This window comes from Rhizobium sp. BK181 (assembly GCF_014193305.1).
GTDB lineage: Bacteria > Pseudomonadota > Alphaproteobacteria > Rhizobiales > Rhizobiaceae > Rhizobium.
Window position 1 is genome coordinate 86136 of the sequence record NZ_JACHZA010000011.1, and the last position, 15606, is coordinate 101741.

Sequence of the window (15606 nt, forward strand, 5' to 3'; positions counted from 1 at the left end):
CTGTGGGGAGGCGGTTTTCCGCCTTCCCACCACAAAGAGAAAAGCCCGAAAACGGGCTCATAGGGGATTAGGCTCGGCATGACGCAAGAGGCTGTGCACACGTCGCATGTGCAAAGCACTGGCTGGAGCTTCCAGTCAGCGCTCTACGACCCGAGGTATCGGGGTATTTTCTTCCAAGTTCTCACCATCGTCGTCATTGTTGGCTTCGTATGGTGGATCGCCCACAACACGGCCCAGAATTTGGCACGTTCCGGCACCGCTTCCGGCTTCGGCTTTCTGAACGGGCGCGCGGGCTTCGACATCGGCCAGTCGCTGATCGGCTATTCCAGCGACGCCACGTATCGCCGCGCGCTGGTGGTCGGCCTTCTCAACACCGTTCTGGTAGCGGTTACCGGCATTATCACGGCAACGATCATCGGCTTTGTCGTCGGCATCGGCCGCCTGTCGCATAACTGGCTGATCGCCAAGCTTTGCACGGTGTATGTCGAGGTCTTCCGCAATATCCCGCCCCTGCTCGTCATCTTCTTTTGGTATCAGGGCGTTCTTGCCGTCCTGCCAGGGGCTCGCGAGTCGTTGCATCTGCCGCTGAACGTATTCCTCAACAATCGCGGGCTCGCGTTTCCCAAGCCGATCTTCGGCGAAGGCATGTGGGCGGTCGGCCTGGCCTTCCTCGTTGGGATCGTGGCATCCGCATTCGTCGCTCGTTGGGCGCACAAGCGCCAAGCCGCAACTGGAAAGCAATTCCATACAATCTGGGTATCGACTGCGCTCGTCGTCGGCCTGCCGCTCCTGGCGTTCCTGCTGTCCGGCATGCCGCTGTCGTTTGACGTACCCGTGGCCGGAAAATTCAATCTCACCGGTGGCGCGGTCGTCGGGCCGGAATTCATGTCGCTGTTCTTGGCGTTGTCCTTCTATACGGCGGCCTTCATTGCTGAAATCGTCCGCGCAGGTATTCGCGGTGTACCGAAGGGTCAATCCGAGGCAGCCGGTGCGCTTGGTCTGCATCCTGCAAGTGTTACGCGCCTCGTCGTAGTCCCGCAGGCTTTGCGCATCATCATTCCACCACTTACCAGCCAGTACCTCAACTTGACGAAGAACTCGTCGCTGGCCATTGCCATCGGCTTCGCGGATCTCGTTGCGGTCGGCGGCACGATCCTTAACCAGACGGGCCAGGCGATCGAAATCGTCTTTATCTGGGCGGTCGTCTATCTCACCCTCAGCATCCTCACCTCACTGTTGATGAACTGGTTCAATGCCAAGATGGCTCTGGTGGAGAGATAAGATGCCGACATCCAACCAACCCTTCGTCAGAACCAACTTCCTCGATGCCGAGCCGGCGCCGCGCAGCGAAAGCGGCCCGCTGGCCTGGGTTCGCAAGAACCTGATGGCGACACCCAAGGATATCGTGCTGACGGTCTTGGCCATTGCCTTCCTTGGCTGGGCGTTGCCGCACGTGATCAACTGGCTGTTCATCCAGGCCGTCTGGACCGGAACGGATCGCACCTTCTGTGCAACAGCGGTTCAGGGCGGCATTCAGCCCGACGGCTGGAGCGGTGCTTGCTGGGCATTCGTGAATGCGAAGGTCGACCAGTTCGTGTACGGTCGATACCCGCTCGACGAACGCTGGCGCCCGACCATCGTCGGGATTTTGTTCGTGCTGCTCTTGGTACCCATGCTGATACCAAAGGCACCGTTCAAGGGCACCAACGCAGTCCTGCTCTTCATCGCCCTGCCGCTCCTTGCCTTCTGGCTGCTCTACGGCGGCTTCGGCCTGGAGATTGTCGACACACCGCTCTGGGGCGGGCTGATGGTGACGCTGGTGCTTTCATTCGTGGGCATCGCCGTGTCTCTGCCGTTCGGCATTATCCTGGCGCTCGGTCGCCGCTCGAAGATGCCTGTCATCAAGATGGTCTGCGTCGGCTTCATCGAGATAATCCGCGGCATCCCGCTGATCACGGTGCTGTTCATGGCGAGCGTGATGCTGCCGCTGTTCCTGCCAGCAGGCTACACGATCGACAAGTTGTTGCGCGCGTTGATCGGTGTGGCGATCTTTGCCTCAGCCTACATGGCCGAAGTCATTCGCGGTGGCTTGCAGGCGATCCCGAAAGGCCAGTCCGAGGGCGCCGATTCACTCGGCCTCGGCTACTGGCAGAAGATGCGGCTGATCATCCTGCCGCAGGCGATCAAGCTGGTCATCCCGGGTATCGTCAACACCTTCATCGGCATGTTCAAGGATACGTCGCTCGTATCGATCATCGGTATGTTCGATCTGCTCGGCATCGTCCGGTTCAACTTTACCGACGCCAACTGGGCAAGCGCTGTGACGCCATTGACGGGCCTGATTTTCGCAGGCTTCGTTTTTTGGCTGTTCTGCTTCGGCATGTCGCGCTATTCAAACTTCATGGAACGCTATCTCGATACCGGCCACAAACGATAAAAGATCAAGGGAACGAACACATGGCTGAAGCTCAGCAAAAAAAGATGACCGTTTCGGCAACGGATGTTGCCGTCGACATCATTGGGATGAACAAGTGGTACGGCGATTTTCACGTGCTGCGTGACATCAATCTGAAAGTAATGCGTGGCGAGCGCATCGTCATTGCCGGCCCGTCGGGATCCGGCAAGTCGACCATGATCCGCTGCATCAACCGCCTGGAAGAACACCAGAAGGGGCAGATCGTCGTCGATGGCGTCGAACTCACCAACGACCTCAAGAAGATCGATGAAGTCCGCCGCGAAGTCGGCATGGTCTTCCAGCACTTCAACCTGTTCCCGCATCTGACCATCCTGGAAAACTGCACGCTGGCCCCAATCTGGGTGCGCAAGATGCCGAAGAAGCAGGCGGAAGAAGTCGCCATGCACTTCCTGAAGCGCGTGAAGATCCCGGAGCAGGCCAACAAGTATCCAGGCCAGCTCTCCGGCGGTCAGCAGCAACGCGTGGCGATCGCCCGTTCGCTCTGCATGAATCCGAAGATCATGCTGTTCGACGAGCCGACATCGGCGCTCGACCCTGAGATGATCAAGGAAGTGCTGGAGACGATGGTCGGGCTCGCCGAAGAAGGCATGACCATGCTCTGCGTGACACACGAAATGGGGTTTGCGCGTCAGGTCGCCAACCGTGTCATCTTCATGGACCAAGGCCAGATCGTCGAACAGAACTCGCCGGCCGAGTTCTTCGACAATCCGCAACACGAACGCACCAAGCTGTTCCTCAGCCAGATCCTGCACTAGGCAGACGCCTCCGATCAATTCAAAGGCCGCCGGATTTTGTCCGGCGGACTTTTCATTTCGGAACCTATCGCAATGTTCTCCTTCGATCACCAAACGCGACGAAGATGTCAGCTCTTTAGCTTGGCGTTGCAAAGGCTGTAGAAGCCGCCGCCCTTCTGGATCCACTTCAGGCCATTGAGCGTATTGGCGTCCTTGTTCTGGTGGTAGGCGTCGACGCAGGTGTGCATCCTGCCCTTGCCGGGCGTTTCCTTCGCATATTTTGGTGCAACGGCTGTCGGGAACGAAACGCCCTTGGGCGCCGTCATCGTCGGCTTCTCCGGTTCCTCGCCACTATTCAGCGTGACATCCGGTTCTGCCGTCGCGTCTGGACCGCACTGCGCCTTGCGGAAGTCGTTCCACTTCATGTCCTTTGCGGAGCCATCCGCCTGGGCTGATTTGTACTTCGCGCTGCACTCTTTCATGGTCAGCGCCGAGGATGGCGTTGCAAATGCCAGCGCCCCGAGCAGGGAAACGGATGCAAGAATAGTCAACTGCTTGATCATGATCTTTCCTCCAAGCCTCTAGGGGCAATCGAACTATCGATCTGGCCAATTTTCTTGTCAACGCGACAATTGTCGCAACCAGTACGTTTAGTTTCGTTTGCAGGTCGCCTTCTCATTCTGAAAATGAAACTCGCGCCCATGATGCCTCAGTGTTGTTTTAGCGGCGAACGACGACGGTGCTATAGTGCCGGGTGGGCTGGCTTTTCCTGCGTTTTACTAGGGAGGAAGACATGCGCGAACCCGACATGCAGAAAGTAGACGCACTCGTCGGCCGGTTGATCGGCGACGTGGGCGCGGCCGTATCCGGAGCGCTGGTGGTACTGGGCGATGACCTCGGCTTGTTCAAGGCGATGGCCGACGGCAAACCACGCAACTCAGCTGAGATAGCGAAGGAAACCGGCATAAAGGAGCGCTATCTCAGAGAGTGGCTGTCTGCCTTGGCGGCAGCCGATTACCTCAGCTACGACGAGAAGACCGATCGCTTTCACCTTACGCCTGAGCAGGCAATGGTCTTTGCCGAGGAAGACAGCCCTGCCTTCTTCGCCGGGGCCTTTCAGGTCGTGCAGTCCATGTGGATGGACGAACCCAAGGTGGCCGACGCCTTCCGCGCCGGCACGGGTGTGGGGTGGCATGAGCACAGCGCCTGCCTGTTCCGCGGAACCGAGCGGTTCTTTAGGACCGGCTATAACAATAATCTGGTCGCAGACTGGATACCGGCTTTGCAGGGCGTCGAAGCTCGCCTGAAAGCGGGCGCGAAGGTCGCGGATGTCGGCTGCGGTCATGGCGCCTCAACGATCCTGATGGCTCAAGCTTACCCCGCGTCGACATTCTACGGCTTCGACTATCACGCGCCGTCGATTGAGCGGGCGAAGGCCGCGGCAAAGGAGGCTGGTGTTTCCGAGCGCGTCACCTTCCAACAGTCTCCGGCGGCCGGATTCCCTGAAGGGAGTTACGATCTCATCGCCATGTTCGACTGCCTGCACGATATGGGAGATCCGGTCGGCGCCGGCAAACATGTCAAGAAATCGCTCTCTGCTGATGGCACCTGGCTGATCGTCGAGCCCTTCGCTAATGACTGCCTGAAGGACAATCTCAACCCGGTCGGCCGCGTCTACTACGGCGCATCGACAATGATCTGCACACCGGCATCGCTCTCTCAAGAGGTCGGGCTCGCCCTCGGCGCGCAGGCCGGCGAGACCAAGCTCAGGAAAGTCGCGCTCGACGCCGGCTTCAAGCATTTCCGCCGCGCCACCGAAACACCGTTCAACATGGTTTTCGAGGTGCGCGCCTGAGAAAACTGCTCATTGGCGATGCTGCCGGCTACGATCGGCTGCATCGCCAAACCTTTCCACATCTTCGCAGGCGGCCCGCGAATTGATAATACGGAACAATATCAAAACGATAAGTGGGACTGAGTGGGAGCGTGATGCTGGAAGCAGGGAAAAAATCTCGCCATTGTGATTTTTTCTTGTTTTGCCGCTTGCGGGATTCAAAGTGCCTGACTATAAGGGCGCCACCACGAAGGAAGCGCCCTTCGTCTATCGGTTAGGACACCAGATTTTCATTCTGGGAAGAGGGGTTCGACTCCCCTAGGGCGTGCCACTTCAACTCCTTGATTTCATTTACAACATAGCCAGTTTGCGGATAGTTCCGAAGAATAATTTGTTTTCGGGGGCAAGCCGGGGAAAATGAAAATCTACCCTATGATTGGCGCCTCGTAGCCCAAGGGGCTTTGCTCCAATGTGCCAGCGAAGCATTCAGATTTTGAGTCGTTGCAGCCAAGTCCGAAAGAATCGGGTTCATCATGTCCGTGTACCACTCAGGCCGTCCAGTCGTGTGGGATAGCGCAGTGATGAGGGTTTTGTCTTGAAGAGCAAGACGTAAACCTGCTGTGGGTAAAGCTGTCCGCCACATGCCGGTACCCGACGATACACATTCCTAGCGCAAAGTTCGCCTTCCTATCCCATACCGGTTCTCCAAATTCTCCTTCGCAGAGGCTGACGAACTCAAACGCCTTGTCGCTGCAGTTCCGCAATGCCTTAGGCAAAACTCCCATCAATCGCAGAATGGCAAGGTGGCTAGGTAGCATCGCGATGTTCACCTGTTGCTGATGGTGAGCGATTTGGAGGCGATCGGTCGCGCTTGCATCTGCCGAATCGTCAGCCAGGCGGCGCCAACCGCCATCGTGCCAGTTATCAGCGTTGATACTCACACACGAATCTCCAGACCGCCCCTTTCCCCTCCGAACATTGCTGGGGGAAACAGCGCCGTAACCACGATGAGGCAAACAAAGACGATAATCGCATCCTTGGTGTTCTTAGCCATGTGGCGGCTCAATCGCTTCGGGGGCTTTATTTCGCAGATGGAGCATGGCCATTCCGATTTCGTTGATTTGGCAGCCAGCGATAATTTTCCGGTCTTTTCCACCAACTCGACTGAATCGCCACTACCCAATACTTTCAGGATGGATGGTTGACCAATTGAAGCGGTGCCAACGAGATAAGACAGCATGTTTGTGATCCCAGTGCCAGGAGGTCAGTCGGCTGTACAGAATTCGGAGAACAATTTGCACTGAGCGGCCACAAGGTTCCCCGACTGATGAGCTAGGTATTCATCGACTGTTCCGGTTGTCGCAGCGTTTGCGAGCGCTGCATCCGCATCTCCGTTCGGTGAGCGGCCCTTCCTGCTGACCGGGCAATGACTGAGCTTCCATGCTTAAGCGATCAATTCGGCGCCCGGTCGACGCGTTTCCTTCACACGCTCCCTTCCCAAAGTCCCGTCACATTCTTGTCCGTTTTTCCTATCGGATGACCCGGTTCAACAGCCAGGATCAGAGCCGTGGCAGTCGTCAGCAATAGATTGGCAGCCAGAAACAAACGGCGCGCCCTTTGGATAGATAATTTGTCTCTCATCAAATACACCCCAAAGGACGACCGGAATATGAAACGTCTTCTCACGAATACCGTAAAAACTGTTGCTTCCGCTTTAGCGGTTTGCGTGGCGCTTTCCTCTGCTTCTTACGCAGGGCAGACAAGACACCACCATCGTTACACTACAAGCGCGCCGAAGAAGCATTGCCGACAACTCTTTCTTTTCTGGAGAAGCTGCACCTACAGCTATGTTGGCGCCAATCAGGTCTCTAAGACCCGCGCGAAACTTCCAAATTCGGAAATTGCGGTCGGCTTCTATACGGGTAGCATTTTCGCCGATAGCACCGGACGACCCGCCCGCAAAAGCTCCTCTGCTCTCTGGGGTAGCACCTCCACCGACGTCAGGTTCTCTGGCGGTAGCACCTTCGGATCCACGCATGGCAGCGCCACCGATGGAACGACAAGAGGCTCTCTCGCAGGGAACAGTGAGCAGCAGGGTGGAGGTGCCAGCAATCAGCCTTCTCGTGGGCAGGAGACAGCATCGTCGTCCCCTTCCTCACCATCGGGTGGTGGCGGCAGCATTGGCGGCTCGACGGGTGGCACCACTGACGGCAGCGGCCCCAGCGACAATACCGCGACTGGCCCCACTGGACCTGCGGATACTGGCCCAACCGGTGGCGGCCTAGGCCCAAGCACGCCAAGCGAAACAGATCCGAATGATGGCTCGGGCGAACCCACCAAGGGCCAGACGCCATCGACGCCAACCGACAGCGGTGACACCAAGCCAGGTCATGGCTATGGCGACGACAATCATGAGCACTCCGGCCCTCCGGGACAGGACAAGGATAAGAATGACAAGCCTGGGAAGAACAAGTGATGGAAAACAAATCACCGTCCAATCGCTGGCGGCTTCAGATCATGCTCGACGCCAGCACGCTGCACGTGATCACGGAGCTGGAAGCCAGTGTCGACATCCTCAAGAAGCACGTTCCGAAGGGTGAGAAATGACCATCAAGTCGAACCCTGAACTATGGGCGGGCGCATAGCATCGGCCGGGAAAGCGAAAATTTGGCACCTCTCGCGCTGAAAGACGAGGATCTGTCCGCTTGACTACTCTGCGGGGTCACGTACAGGAGCGCGCCGAAATTCAAGCGGGCTTTTGCCTGTCCAACGTCGGCACGCATGACTGAAGGAGCTCGGATGGTGAAATCCCAATAACCAGGCAATCTGGGACGCCTGAAGATCGTCCTCTAGGTAGCGGATCGCAAGATCACGGCGCATTTGGTCTAGGATTTCGCCAAAGCTTATCCCCTCCGCCGCCAATTTCCGAGCAAATGTCCTTTCGCTTAGACCAAGTCGCTTCGCGACGGCTTTTATGGTCGCCTCGGCATGCGGCAAGAGTGGCGCAATGTTGTTTTCCACGATAGTTCGAAAGCGGCTAGTGTTGGCCAGGCGCGCCGTCATCGCCTCGTCGCACATCCTCAATATCAGTTCGTTGAGAAATGGGTCGTCTCCAACGACAGGGAGCTCCAGTGTTCCGGCGTTGAAAATGATCTCATCCATTTCTGCATCGAACTCGACCTCACACCCAAACGTTCGCCTGATTTGACTCAGGTCGCCAGTTCGATGGTGGATGAATCTCACCTTGTGTGGCGAAAGATCCCGTCCGACGAGTTTTCGGCACAAACGCAAGACGGCAAAGGCCAGCAATTCCATCTGGTGCCGGTCCCGATGACGCTGCACGCCGGCGTACGAGACTTCGATGGAGCATGTAGGCCTTTCCCCTAACCTCACGACGAGCGCCTCATTTCCAAGGCTTACGTACCTTGAGAGGCGCTTGAAAGCGTCACCTAGATCATGTGATGAGGCCGCCACGTAATAAAGCATCCCAAGTTCGCGCAGGTCGCACTCCTTGGCCAAGGTGAGACCTATCCACGCATTCTTCAAAGCGTAGCCCACCAACTCCAGGAACCGCATTTGCGCCGTAACATGAATTCGTTGGCGCTCCGCGATGGCCACGCTTGATAGACCAGACTGCAACAGAAGCGGCGCGACCTCCATTCCAGCGCGTTCCAGATGCCGAACTGCCAAACGCGTGGCAAGTCCCCATGCAGTAGGTCCGTTAATCAGGCTCTGAATATTAGCTTTACCCCGCCCAGCCATGGCGTTGTCCCCACCAAGCCAGATATTGCTACTATCTGTCGTGACCCGCGCAATCTTCAACCAAGAGCGCTCACTTTTTTTGCAATTGTAATGTGGCAGCTTAGCGCAAACTAATGTCTGCACACGACAAGCCAAGCGCCTTTCCGCGCAATACAACCGCCACCAACAAGAAGACGCCGAATGGACACTCGCGCGACCGCGCGCTTGGCGACGAGTTGCTTCTGTCCCTGGGACCATATGAGTTGGCCCCTCCCCGACCACCCACGTGGCGAGAATTCCTTCGTCAGTGAGGACGTTCGCCACAACAATCCAACAGATTTGGCTCTTGTATGGGAGACGTACGGCGTCGAACCAGCGAACTACGACAACCAAATCGATGGGCCGTTCTGGCAAGACCATTTTGACACAACCGATAGTCCGACTACGCGGGCATACAAGCTTTTGCACAAACTCGATCTTGGTCCGACCCTCTCGGAAGCAGGTGCGCAGCCCCACCTGATTTTCCATTAGGGCGCGTTTTCGGGTGACAACAGCAGATGGGTCAATGCGGGCGGCCATCTTGCCCTGTCCCTTCTGCAGGCTCGGTTTATCGATTTGAGCCTCCCAATCGCAATAACGAGAGGGTAGCGCGCAACGAAGCCAGAGCGTCGGGCCAAGAGCCAGGAATACGGGAAGCACGACCGCGCTAAGGTCCTTGGGCGTGGCCACCAGTGGATCACCGGCGATGACGATTGGACAGCACGAAACGTTTTGAGACGCAAATCTGTGCATTGGCCGGGGCGTTCGTGACGACCTCCCAGCGCCTAAGCCCGCAAATGAGCGAAAGACAAATCTGTGTCCTGGCAGACACGGGCAAACAACTGGCATTCCAGAACAAGCGCCTTCGCTGCAACGACGCTAATACAACCTGAGTGCGAAGCAATCATGCTTCGAGCTAAAAGGAACAACGAACTATGAAGTCTCTCATTATAGCCACCGCCGCAATCACTCTTGCCGCCAGCTCTGCCTTTGCGCAGGCTACGATTGACAGTAAGCCCACCACATCCAACGGCTCGACCGTCGGCCGGTCGTCGTCGTCCTACACCGGTAACGGGGACTACATTGGCGGCAACGGTACATCTGGCGTCGACCAGACAACGGGGCCGGCATCCCGCCCTAACTTGATGCAATCCTATGGTGTGATGAACGGCAATGCCAATGGCTTGTCAAATGGCAACAACGGCAACGGCAGCCATCATTGAGGTAACGCGAGGGGGTAAGCCATTTCCCCCTCCACTCCTAAATAGGGCGAGGCATGAGCACTGACGTTTCCACGGGTTCGATGGAAGCTGATCAAGTATTCGTCTAGCTGCCACCGGTTGCTGCAGCGCGGTTGACGGAAGGTGTTCCATTGGAGCAGACGGATTTGTTCCAGCTTGCTGAAATCACTGAAAGTGGCTCTTTCTGACAGATCCTTTCACTTTCGAGCGAGTTCATTGAGCCGCCCCACTTGCCGGTCCGGTGGCGCGAACGCTAGCTGCCCTCTTGAGAATGGCGAGAGTAATCGTCGTTACTTCTTCCACGGTCAATTCGTTGCTCCTGCAGGAACTTTGGGGCCATGCGCGCTCAATCCTGATAGCACGCCGCGTGAGCCCATGCGAAAACAGTGCTTCGCTTCGTTGCGAGCAGAAAAACTATAGGCTCGAACGAGCCGTCGCTGAATTTCAAGTCCTTTGAGGTCGCAATACCGGCTTAGGGCGTTCCAAATTCGAAGCAACGCATGGACGCACAACCTCGCGGTCTGAGTTAGCGAACGCGCGGCGCCCTCGCCACAAAACGTGACTTCATCTCTCCGATTGCCTTTTGTATCGGTCGCTGCGGCTTCCCGCACGACCGCGAACACCAGCCTCGCTCCAACTTTATCCCATAGATAGTCACATCAAGATCTTTGCCGGCAAGCGGCCGCGCACAGATCCCCATCGCGGAGGCGATCTTGATGGAAGTTGCAATGCTCACAGGGGAGCGACTCCCCGTGGAGAGAGCGGCCCCTTGGTCCGCCCGTGATCGCAGCGTCTCGCCTTGAAATCATGATCCGCAGAATTTCGGGCGCCCGCGCCCTTCGACCAACGCCATGAAGGCAACGCCCTGCCCCGGAGAGCATTCAATTGAGCGGTATAAAACTCAGCATCTGCATCCCGACCTACAATCGGGAAGCGTATCTGCGCAACGCACTTGAGCATTGCGAAACCTACGACTTCGACTTCCCCTACGAGATCGTAATTTCCGACAATGCCTCAACCGACAATACGGCTGAGGTCGTCGAAGAGTTCATCGCGAGGGGCCTTCCCATTCGCCTTTACCGTCGCGCAGTCAACGGTGGGCCGTACAAGAATATCGCGAGCTCGTTCCACCACGCGGTCGGCGAGTATTCGATCTACCTCGCCGACGACGACTTTCTCATTCCCGAGGGCGTCAAGGCGGCGGTCGCCTACCTCGATGCTAATTCCGACGTGTCCGCCTGCCACGCGCCCTGGTATCTCTACGACGAAATCAATGACCGCGACCTCACCACGTTCTACAAGGTCGATGAGGATACCAAATTCGGCCAACATGACTTCGTCGAAGTGTTTCAGTTCCTGTTCGAACGCCACATCTTCCCGGAAATTGCGATCTATCGCTCGTCGGCACTGCGCTCCGTGTGGGTTCCACGCGACTTTTGCTTCTGCTTCTTTCCCTATCTCGCTCATGTGCTCGACCAAAGCGGCGTGGCCTTCCTCAAGCAGCCGTTCTATCGCTCCGTCGTCGCCTCGAAGGTGGCCCCCGATCGCTCGCAAACCGGCAACGAGGAGGTTATGGTCGCCTGGGACAAGTATCGCGGCGGGCTCGAATACTTCCTGTACATGGCCGCCAAGCGCGGAAAGCTCAGCACGACGCCCGAGGCACGTGCGATATACGAGGAAATGTGCAAGGTCTTCACGCTCAACCGCATGGCCGTCGCGGTTCGCTTCTGGGCGGTTCGCAAGGATTTCATCAAGGCCTACGAACTTTATACACGCATGGCGCTCGGAGGCATGGGCGATCACCCGGAAGTCGCGGCACTGCGCGAATCCTTCCCGATGCTGGTCGCCATGCAGACCCTCGCTTACCAAGTGAGCGCAACCGCAGGCGTCGATCGGCTCATTCTCAGCGGCATGGCCGATCCGGCATTGATCACCGAACTGCTTCGCGATGTCGGTCTACCGCCGGAAATCGATGTCACCGCCGACCTCGACGACAATGATCCGATCGGGATCGAAAATACAATGATCTTCGCAGCCGATATGGGCCGCCGCGAGGCATTCCTTGAGCGCGGCTACAAGCCCAACATGATCTTCATCGAGAGCGACTTGACGCAGCACATTCTCATCTGACGCCCGTCTGTGGCACAGTCGTCCAGAAACGGCTGTGCCATCTGCATCCGCCGATATCACCGCGCCGGCGCGGCGTCCTGGACGCGCAGCTGAATGCGTCGTGAGCCCTGATAGTGGTCCGCGCCGAGAGAGCCGGCAACGTGCAGGCTGGCGCCCCTGGAATTCAGCAACAGGTTGCCCAGTTGCGTATCGGCAGCCCGAAATGCAATCCCGTCCAGCCGGGTGCCGTCCATGGCCTCGAGCGTCACTTTCACGTGCTTCTCGCCCACCAGGCGGGAGTCGCGAAGACGGTGAGCTGGAATCGCAAAGAGAGGCTGCGCGTGGCCAGAACCATAGGGGCCGGCTGTCTCGAGCCGATCGATCAGATCGAGGGTCGCGCCGCTGGCTGCAATCGCCCCGTCGATCTTCAACGTCTCGTTGGCGACGAGCGCCGCTACTGTCTTTTCGGCACGTTCATAAAAAAAGCTGCGTAGACGGCCGAGCTTGTCGCGCTCAACGGTGAGGCCGGCAGCCATGGCGTGGCCGCCGCCTTTGATCAGCAGGCCTTCGTCCACCGCTGCGCGCACCATCTTGCCCATGTCAAAGCCGTTGATCGAGCGGCCCGAGCCGGTGCCCTTGCCGGACGGGTCGAAAGCGATGGCAAAGGCCGGGCGTTTGAACTTTTCCTTGAGACGGGCTGCAATCAGGCCGACGATCCCAGGGTGCCACTTTTCATGCGCGGTGACGATCACCGAGGCGCCTGTGCCATCCCCGTATTCCGCCAGCGCCTCCGCCTCGGCTTCCTGGAGCATTGCCGCCTCCATCGCCTGCCGGTCACGGTTGAGCTCGTCCAATCGCTGGGCGATCGCCTCGGCCTCGCCCGTGTCGTCGAGAGTGAGCAGCCGGCTCCCGAGCGCGGCGTCGGCGATACGTCCGCCGGCATTGATGCGCGGGCCAATCAGGAATCCGAAATGGTAGGGTGTGACAGGTCCGGCGAGACCGGCCTTGCGGAACAGCGCGGACAGGCCGGCATTGCCCTGATGTCGTGCGGCGATCAGCCCCTTGACCACGTAGGCCCGGTTCAAGCCTTTCAGCGGGACGACGTCGCAGACAGTCGCAAGCGCAACGATATCGAGCCATTGCAGCAAATCGATCGACCTGGCGCGCGGATCGCCAGCCTCTCGCAACAACCGCAGCGTCGCGACGAGAACCAGGAACACGACGCCAGCGGCGCAAAGATGTCCCTGCCCGGAGAGATCGTCCTCGCGGTTCGGATTGACCAGCGCGTGGCAACGCGGCAAATCGTGTGTCACCTGGTGGTGATCTATGACGACGACGTCGATATTGCGCCTGGCAGCTTCGGCCAATGCGTCGTGGCTTGTCGATCCACAATCAACGGTGACGATCAGCCGTGCGCCATTGTCGATCAGGCTGCCGATTGCCGCAGCGTTGGGACCATAACCTTCAAAAACGCGATCCGGAATATAGATCTCAGCCTTGACGCCGAAGTGCTTGAAAAATCGGAACATCAGCGCCGACGACGATGCGCCGTCAACGTCGTAGTCACCGAAAATTGCAACCTGCTGCTGGCTTCGAATTGCCTCCATAAGCCGCCTGGCAGCCTTCTCACAATCCGTCAGCGTATAAGGATCAGGCATCAGGCCACGAAGGGTCGGATCAAGAAACTCCAGCGCTTCGTCAGCCGTGACGCCGCGTCCGGCGAGAACACGCGCAATGAGTTCAGGCAGCCCGTGCATCTGAGACATCGCGAGCGCCCGGTTTTGGCCAGCCTGGTCCAGTCGCGAAATCCAGCGGTTGTCTAACACGGACTTCTCGACGCCTAGGAACGCGCGCTGTACCGGATCGGCCGGAATCTCCATCTCGTCTGCTGCCCTTAACGCTTGTCACCGCCCCGAGACAGGGCGCGATATTGGCAGCTTTATGCGGCTTGGATCAGCCGCACAACGGTTTTGGACGAGACAGTCGACGTTAGCTGTGGATGCGCGGTCCGCCGCCGCATCCCGCATCGCCTACAGCGCCGTAGAAGACTCAGTCTTCCTTCGGCCGCTCGATGCGGATCACCTGCGGCTCTCCGACATGGTAACCCTCGCCCTTGATTGCGGCGACCGCCTTGCGGACGGACTCTTCGGTTGTCGCATGCGTCACCATGATGATCGTCTGGTGATGCGACGGCGCCAGATGCTGCTTCGAACGCTGTACGATCGATTCCAGCGAGATCTGGTTTTCCGCCATGTGGGTGGCCACACTCGCGAACACGCCGGTGCGGTCGAGTACCGTCAGGCGAATGAAATATCCGCCTTCGTGGCTTTGCATCTGCGCCTTGCGATAGGGCTCCAGCGACTTGGCAGGATGGCCGAGAACGGGAACGCGCTGTGCGCCGGGTCGGCTCTTGGCGATGTCCGCGATGTCACCGAGCACCGACGAAGCCGTTGCGTTGCCGCCGGCGCCCGGGCCGACCATCAGCAACTCGCCGAGAACGTCCGACTCGATCGCAACCGCGTTCGTCACGCCATCGACCTGCGCAATCACAGAATCGACGGGCACCATGGTCGGATGCACGCGCTGCTCGATGCCGGTATCCGTGCGCTGCGCAACGCCGAGCAGCTTAATGCGGTAGCCGAGATCGGCTGCAGCGTGAATATCCTCGATCGAGATGTTGGTGATGCCTTCGAGATAGATATCGTCGGCAGCGATCTGGTTTCCGAAGGCAAGTGTCGTGAGAATCGAGAGCTTGTGGGCGGTGTCGTTGCCTTCAATATCGAAGGCCGGATCGGCTTCTGCATAGCCGAGGCGCTGTGCTTCCTTCAGGCAGTCGGCGAAGGACAGGCCCTCTTTCTCCATCTTCGTCAGGATGTAGTTGCAGGTGCCGTTCATGATCCCGTAGATGCGGGAGATCGTGTTACCGGTCAGTGACTCACGCAGCGCCTTGATGACAGGGATGCCGCCGGCAACGGCTGCTTCGAAGTTCAGCAACGCGCCCTTCTCTTCCGCGATCGTCGCCAGCTCGACGCCGTGATAGGCAAGCAGCGCCTTGTTCGCGGTCACCACATGGAGACCACGCTGCAGAGCCGCGCGCACGGAGTTGTTTGCGGAACCGTCGACGCCACCCATGAGTTCGACGAAAACGTCGATGTCGCCCTTCTCCGCCAGATCTTCCGGCCGGTCGAACCATTCGATGCCGCCAACATCGATGCCGCGGTCCTTGGTCTTGTCGCGGGCGGAAACTCCCGTAATCAGGATCGGGCGTCCGCACGTTGCGGCCAGCTCGTTGCTGCGCTGCTGAATGATACGGACAAGCGAAGCACCAACGGTACCCAAGCCCGCAATGCCGATTTTGAGGGCATCTGCCATGGATCGATCCTGAAATGTGTCATGAAGGGCAGCCGCCGGAGCGGCTGCCGTTGAGGGGAT

At 58.3% G+C, this 15606-nt stretch carries 13 protein-coding genes and 1 tRNA gene; 9 read left to right on the forward strand and 5 right to left on the reverse strand.

Annotated elements, in window-relative coordinates; genetic code table 11:
* The first annotated feature begins 78 nt into the window (after positions 1–78).
* Genes FHT77_RS21865 through FHT77_RS21875 form a run of 3 tightly spaced genes read left to right on the forward strand, consistent with a single transcriptional unit; the run spans position 79 to position 3231 of the window.
* Entirely contained in the window at positions 79–1281 is a 1203-nt protein-coding gene (locus FHT77_RS21865; RefSeq protein WP_183756954.1) for an amino acid ABC transporter permease, read from the forward strand.
* Between the two features lies 1 nt (position 1282).
* A complete protein-coding gene (locus tag FHT77_RS21870; RefSeq protein ID WP_114712612.1) occupies positions 1283–2437 on the forward strand; it encodes an amino acid ABC transporter permease in 1155 nt (384 codons plus the stop codon).
* 20 nt (positions 2438–2457) lie between these two features.
* The gene (locus tag FHT77_RS21875) at positions 2458–3231 is read left to right on the forward strand and encodes an amino acid ABC transporter ATP-binding protein (RefSeq protein ID WP_016553802.1); all 774 of its coding nucleotides are present in this window, start codon (positions 2458–2460) and stop codon (positions 3229–3231) included.
* 107 nt (positions 3232–3338) lie between these two features.
* Here FHT77_RS21875 and FHT77_RS21880 read toward each other — a convergent pair whose 3' ends face one another.
* Positions 3339–3773: a hypothetical protein gene (locus FHT77_RS21880; RefSeq protein ID WP_016553801.1), complete on the reverse strand. Its 435-nt coding sequence runs from the start codon at positions 3771–3773 to the stop codon at positions 3339–3341.
* A 230-nt stretch (positions 3774–4003) separates the two neighbouring features.
* On the opposite strand from FHT77_RS21880, the gene FHT77_RS21885 reads away from it, so the two are divergent.
* Together FHT77_RS21885 and FHT77_RS21890 are read left to right on the forward strand one after the other, a co-directional pair.
* On the forward strand, positions 4004–5065 hold the full coding sequence (locus tag FHT77_RS21885; RefSeq protein WP_183756955.1) for a class I SAM-dependent methyltransferase: 1062 nt from the start codon (positions 4004–4006) through the stop codon (positions 5063–5065).
* A gap of 235 nt (positions 5066–5300) precedes the next feature.
* Positions 5301–5375: transfer RNA gene (locus FHT77_RS21890), tRNA-Glu, on the forward strand.
* Positions 5376–5981: 606 nt separating this feature from the next.
* Here FHT77_RS21890 and FHT77_RS21895 read toward each other — a convergent pair.
* Entirely contained in the window at positions 5982–6284 is a 303-nt protein-coding gene (locus FHT77_RS21895) for a hypothetical protein (protein WP_183756956.1), read from the reverse strand.
* A 429-nt stretch (positions 6285–6713) separates the two neighbouring features.
* Here FHT77_RS21895 and FHT77_RS21900 point away from each other — a divergent pair, with 429 nt between their 5' ends.
* A complete protein-coding gene (locus FHT77_RS21900; RefSeq protein ID WP_183756957.1) occupies positions 6714–7520 on the forward strand; it encodes a hypothetical protein in 807 nt (268 codons plus the stop codon).
* Positions 7520–7651 (forward strand): hypothetical protein, encoded by a 132-nt coding sequence (locus FHT77_RS31955; protein WP_281412578.1) that lies wholly within the window; start codon positions 7520–7522, stop codon positions 7649–7651. Before FHT77_RS21900 ends, FHT77_RS31955 begins: the two co-directional genes overlap by 1 nt.
* A 102-nt stretch (positions 7652–7753) precedes the next feature.
* On the opposite strand, the gene FHT77_RS21905 is transcribed toward FHT77_RS31955, so the two are convergent.
* On the reverse strand, positions 7754–8806 hold the full coding sequence (locus FHT77_RS21905; RefSeq protein WP_183756958.1) for an AraC family transcriptional regulator: 1053 nt from the start codon (positions 8804–8806) through the stop codon (positions 7754–7756).
* A gap of 953 nt (positions 8807–9759) precedes the next feature.
* Here FHT77_RS21905 and FHT77_RS21910 point away from each other — a divergent pair.
* Positions 9760–10047 carry a hypothetical protein gene (locus FHT77_RS21910; RefSeq protein ID WP_183756959.1) on the forward strand — a complete coding sequence of 96 codons (288 nt, stop codon included), beginning with the start codon at positions 9760–9762 and terminating at the stop codon, positions 10045–10047.
* 903 nt (positions 10048–10950) lie between these two features.
* On the forward strand, positions 10951–12195 hold the full coding sequence (locus tag FHT77_RS21915) for a glycosyltransferase family 2 protein (RefSeq protein WP_183756960.1): 1245 nt from the start codon (positions 10951–10953) through the stop codon (positions 12193–12195).
* A 56-nt stretch (positions 12196–12251) separates the two neighbouring features.
* On the opposite strand, the gene recJ is transcribed toward FHT77_RS21915, so the two are convergent.
* Both recJ and FHT77_RS21925 read right to left on the reverse strand, forming a co-directional pair.
* A complete protein-coding gene (recJ, locus tag FHT77_RS21920; RefSeq protein ID WP_183756961.1) occupies positions 12252–14054 on the reverse strand; it encodes a single-stranded-DNA-specific exonuclease RecJ in 1803 nt (600 codons plus the stop codon).
* A 169-nt stretch (positions 14055–14223) separates the two neighbouring features.
* Positions 14224–15546 (reverse strand): homoserine dehydrogenase, encoded by a 1323-nt coding sequence (locus tag FHT77_RS21925; protein WP_183756962.1) that lies wholly within the window; start codon positions 15544–15546, stop codon positions 14224–14226.
* Positions 15547–15606: the final 60 nt, after the last annotated feature.

What these genes read in the sequence shown, in the direction of transcription:
- FHT77_RS21870 (WP_114712612.1), top strand. Translation starts at nt 1,283, where the DNA reads ATGCCGACATCCAACCAACCCTTCGTCAGAACCAACTTCCTCGATGCC.
- FHT77_RS21875 (WP_016553802.1), top strand. Translation starts at nt 2,458, where the DNA reads ATGGCTGAAGCTCAGCAAAAAAAGATGACCGTTTCGGCAACGGATGTT.
- FHT77_RS21925 (WP_183756962.1), bottom strand. Translation starts at nt 15,546, where the DNA reads ATGGCAGATGCCCTCAAAATCGGCATTGCGGGCTTGGGTACCGTTGGT.
- FHT77_RS21910 (WP_183756959.1), top strand. Translation starts at nt 9,760, where the DNA reads ATGAAGTCTCTCATTATAGCCACCGCCGCAATCACTCTTGCCGCCAGC.
- FHT77_RS21905 (WP_183756958.1), bottom strand. Translation starts at nt 8,806, where the DNA reads ATGGCTGGGCGGGGTAAAGCTAATATTCAGAGCCTGATTAACGGACCT.
- FHT77_RS21880 (WP_016553801.1), bottom strand. Translation starts at nt 3,773, where the DNA reads ATGATCAAGCAGTTGACTATTCTTGCATCCGTTTCCCTGCTCGGGGCG.
- FHT77_RS21900 (WP_183756957.1), top strand. Translation starts at nt 6,714, where the DNA reads ATGAAACGTCTTCTCACGAATACCGTAAAAACTGTTGCTTCCGCTTTA.
- FHT77_RS21865 (WP_183756954.1), top strand. Translation starts at nt 79, where the DNA reads ATGACGCAAGAGGCTGTGCACACGTCGCATGTGCAAAGCACTGGCTGG.
- FHT77_RS21885 (WP_183756955.1), top strand. Translation starts at nt 4,004, where the DNA reads ATGCGCGAACCCGACATGCAGAAAGTAGACGCACTCGTCGGCCGGTTG.
- recJ (WP_183756961.1), bottom strand. Translation starts at nt 14,054, where the DNA reads ATGGAGATTCCGGCCGATCCGGTACAGCGCGCGTTCCTAGGCGTCGAG.
- FHT77_RS31955 (WP_281412578.1), top strand. Translation starts at nt 7,520, where the DNA reads ATGGAAAACAAATCACCGTCCAATCGCTGGCGGCTTCAGATCATGCTC.
- FHT77_RS21895 (WP_183756956.1), bottom strand. Translation starts at nt 6,284, where the DNA reads ATGCTGTCTTATCTCGTTGGCACCGCTTCAATTGGTCAACCATCCATC.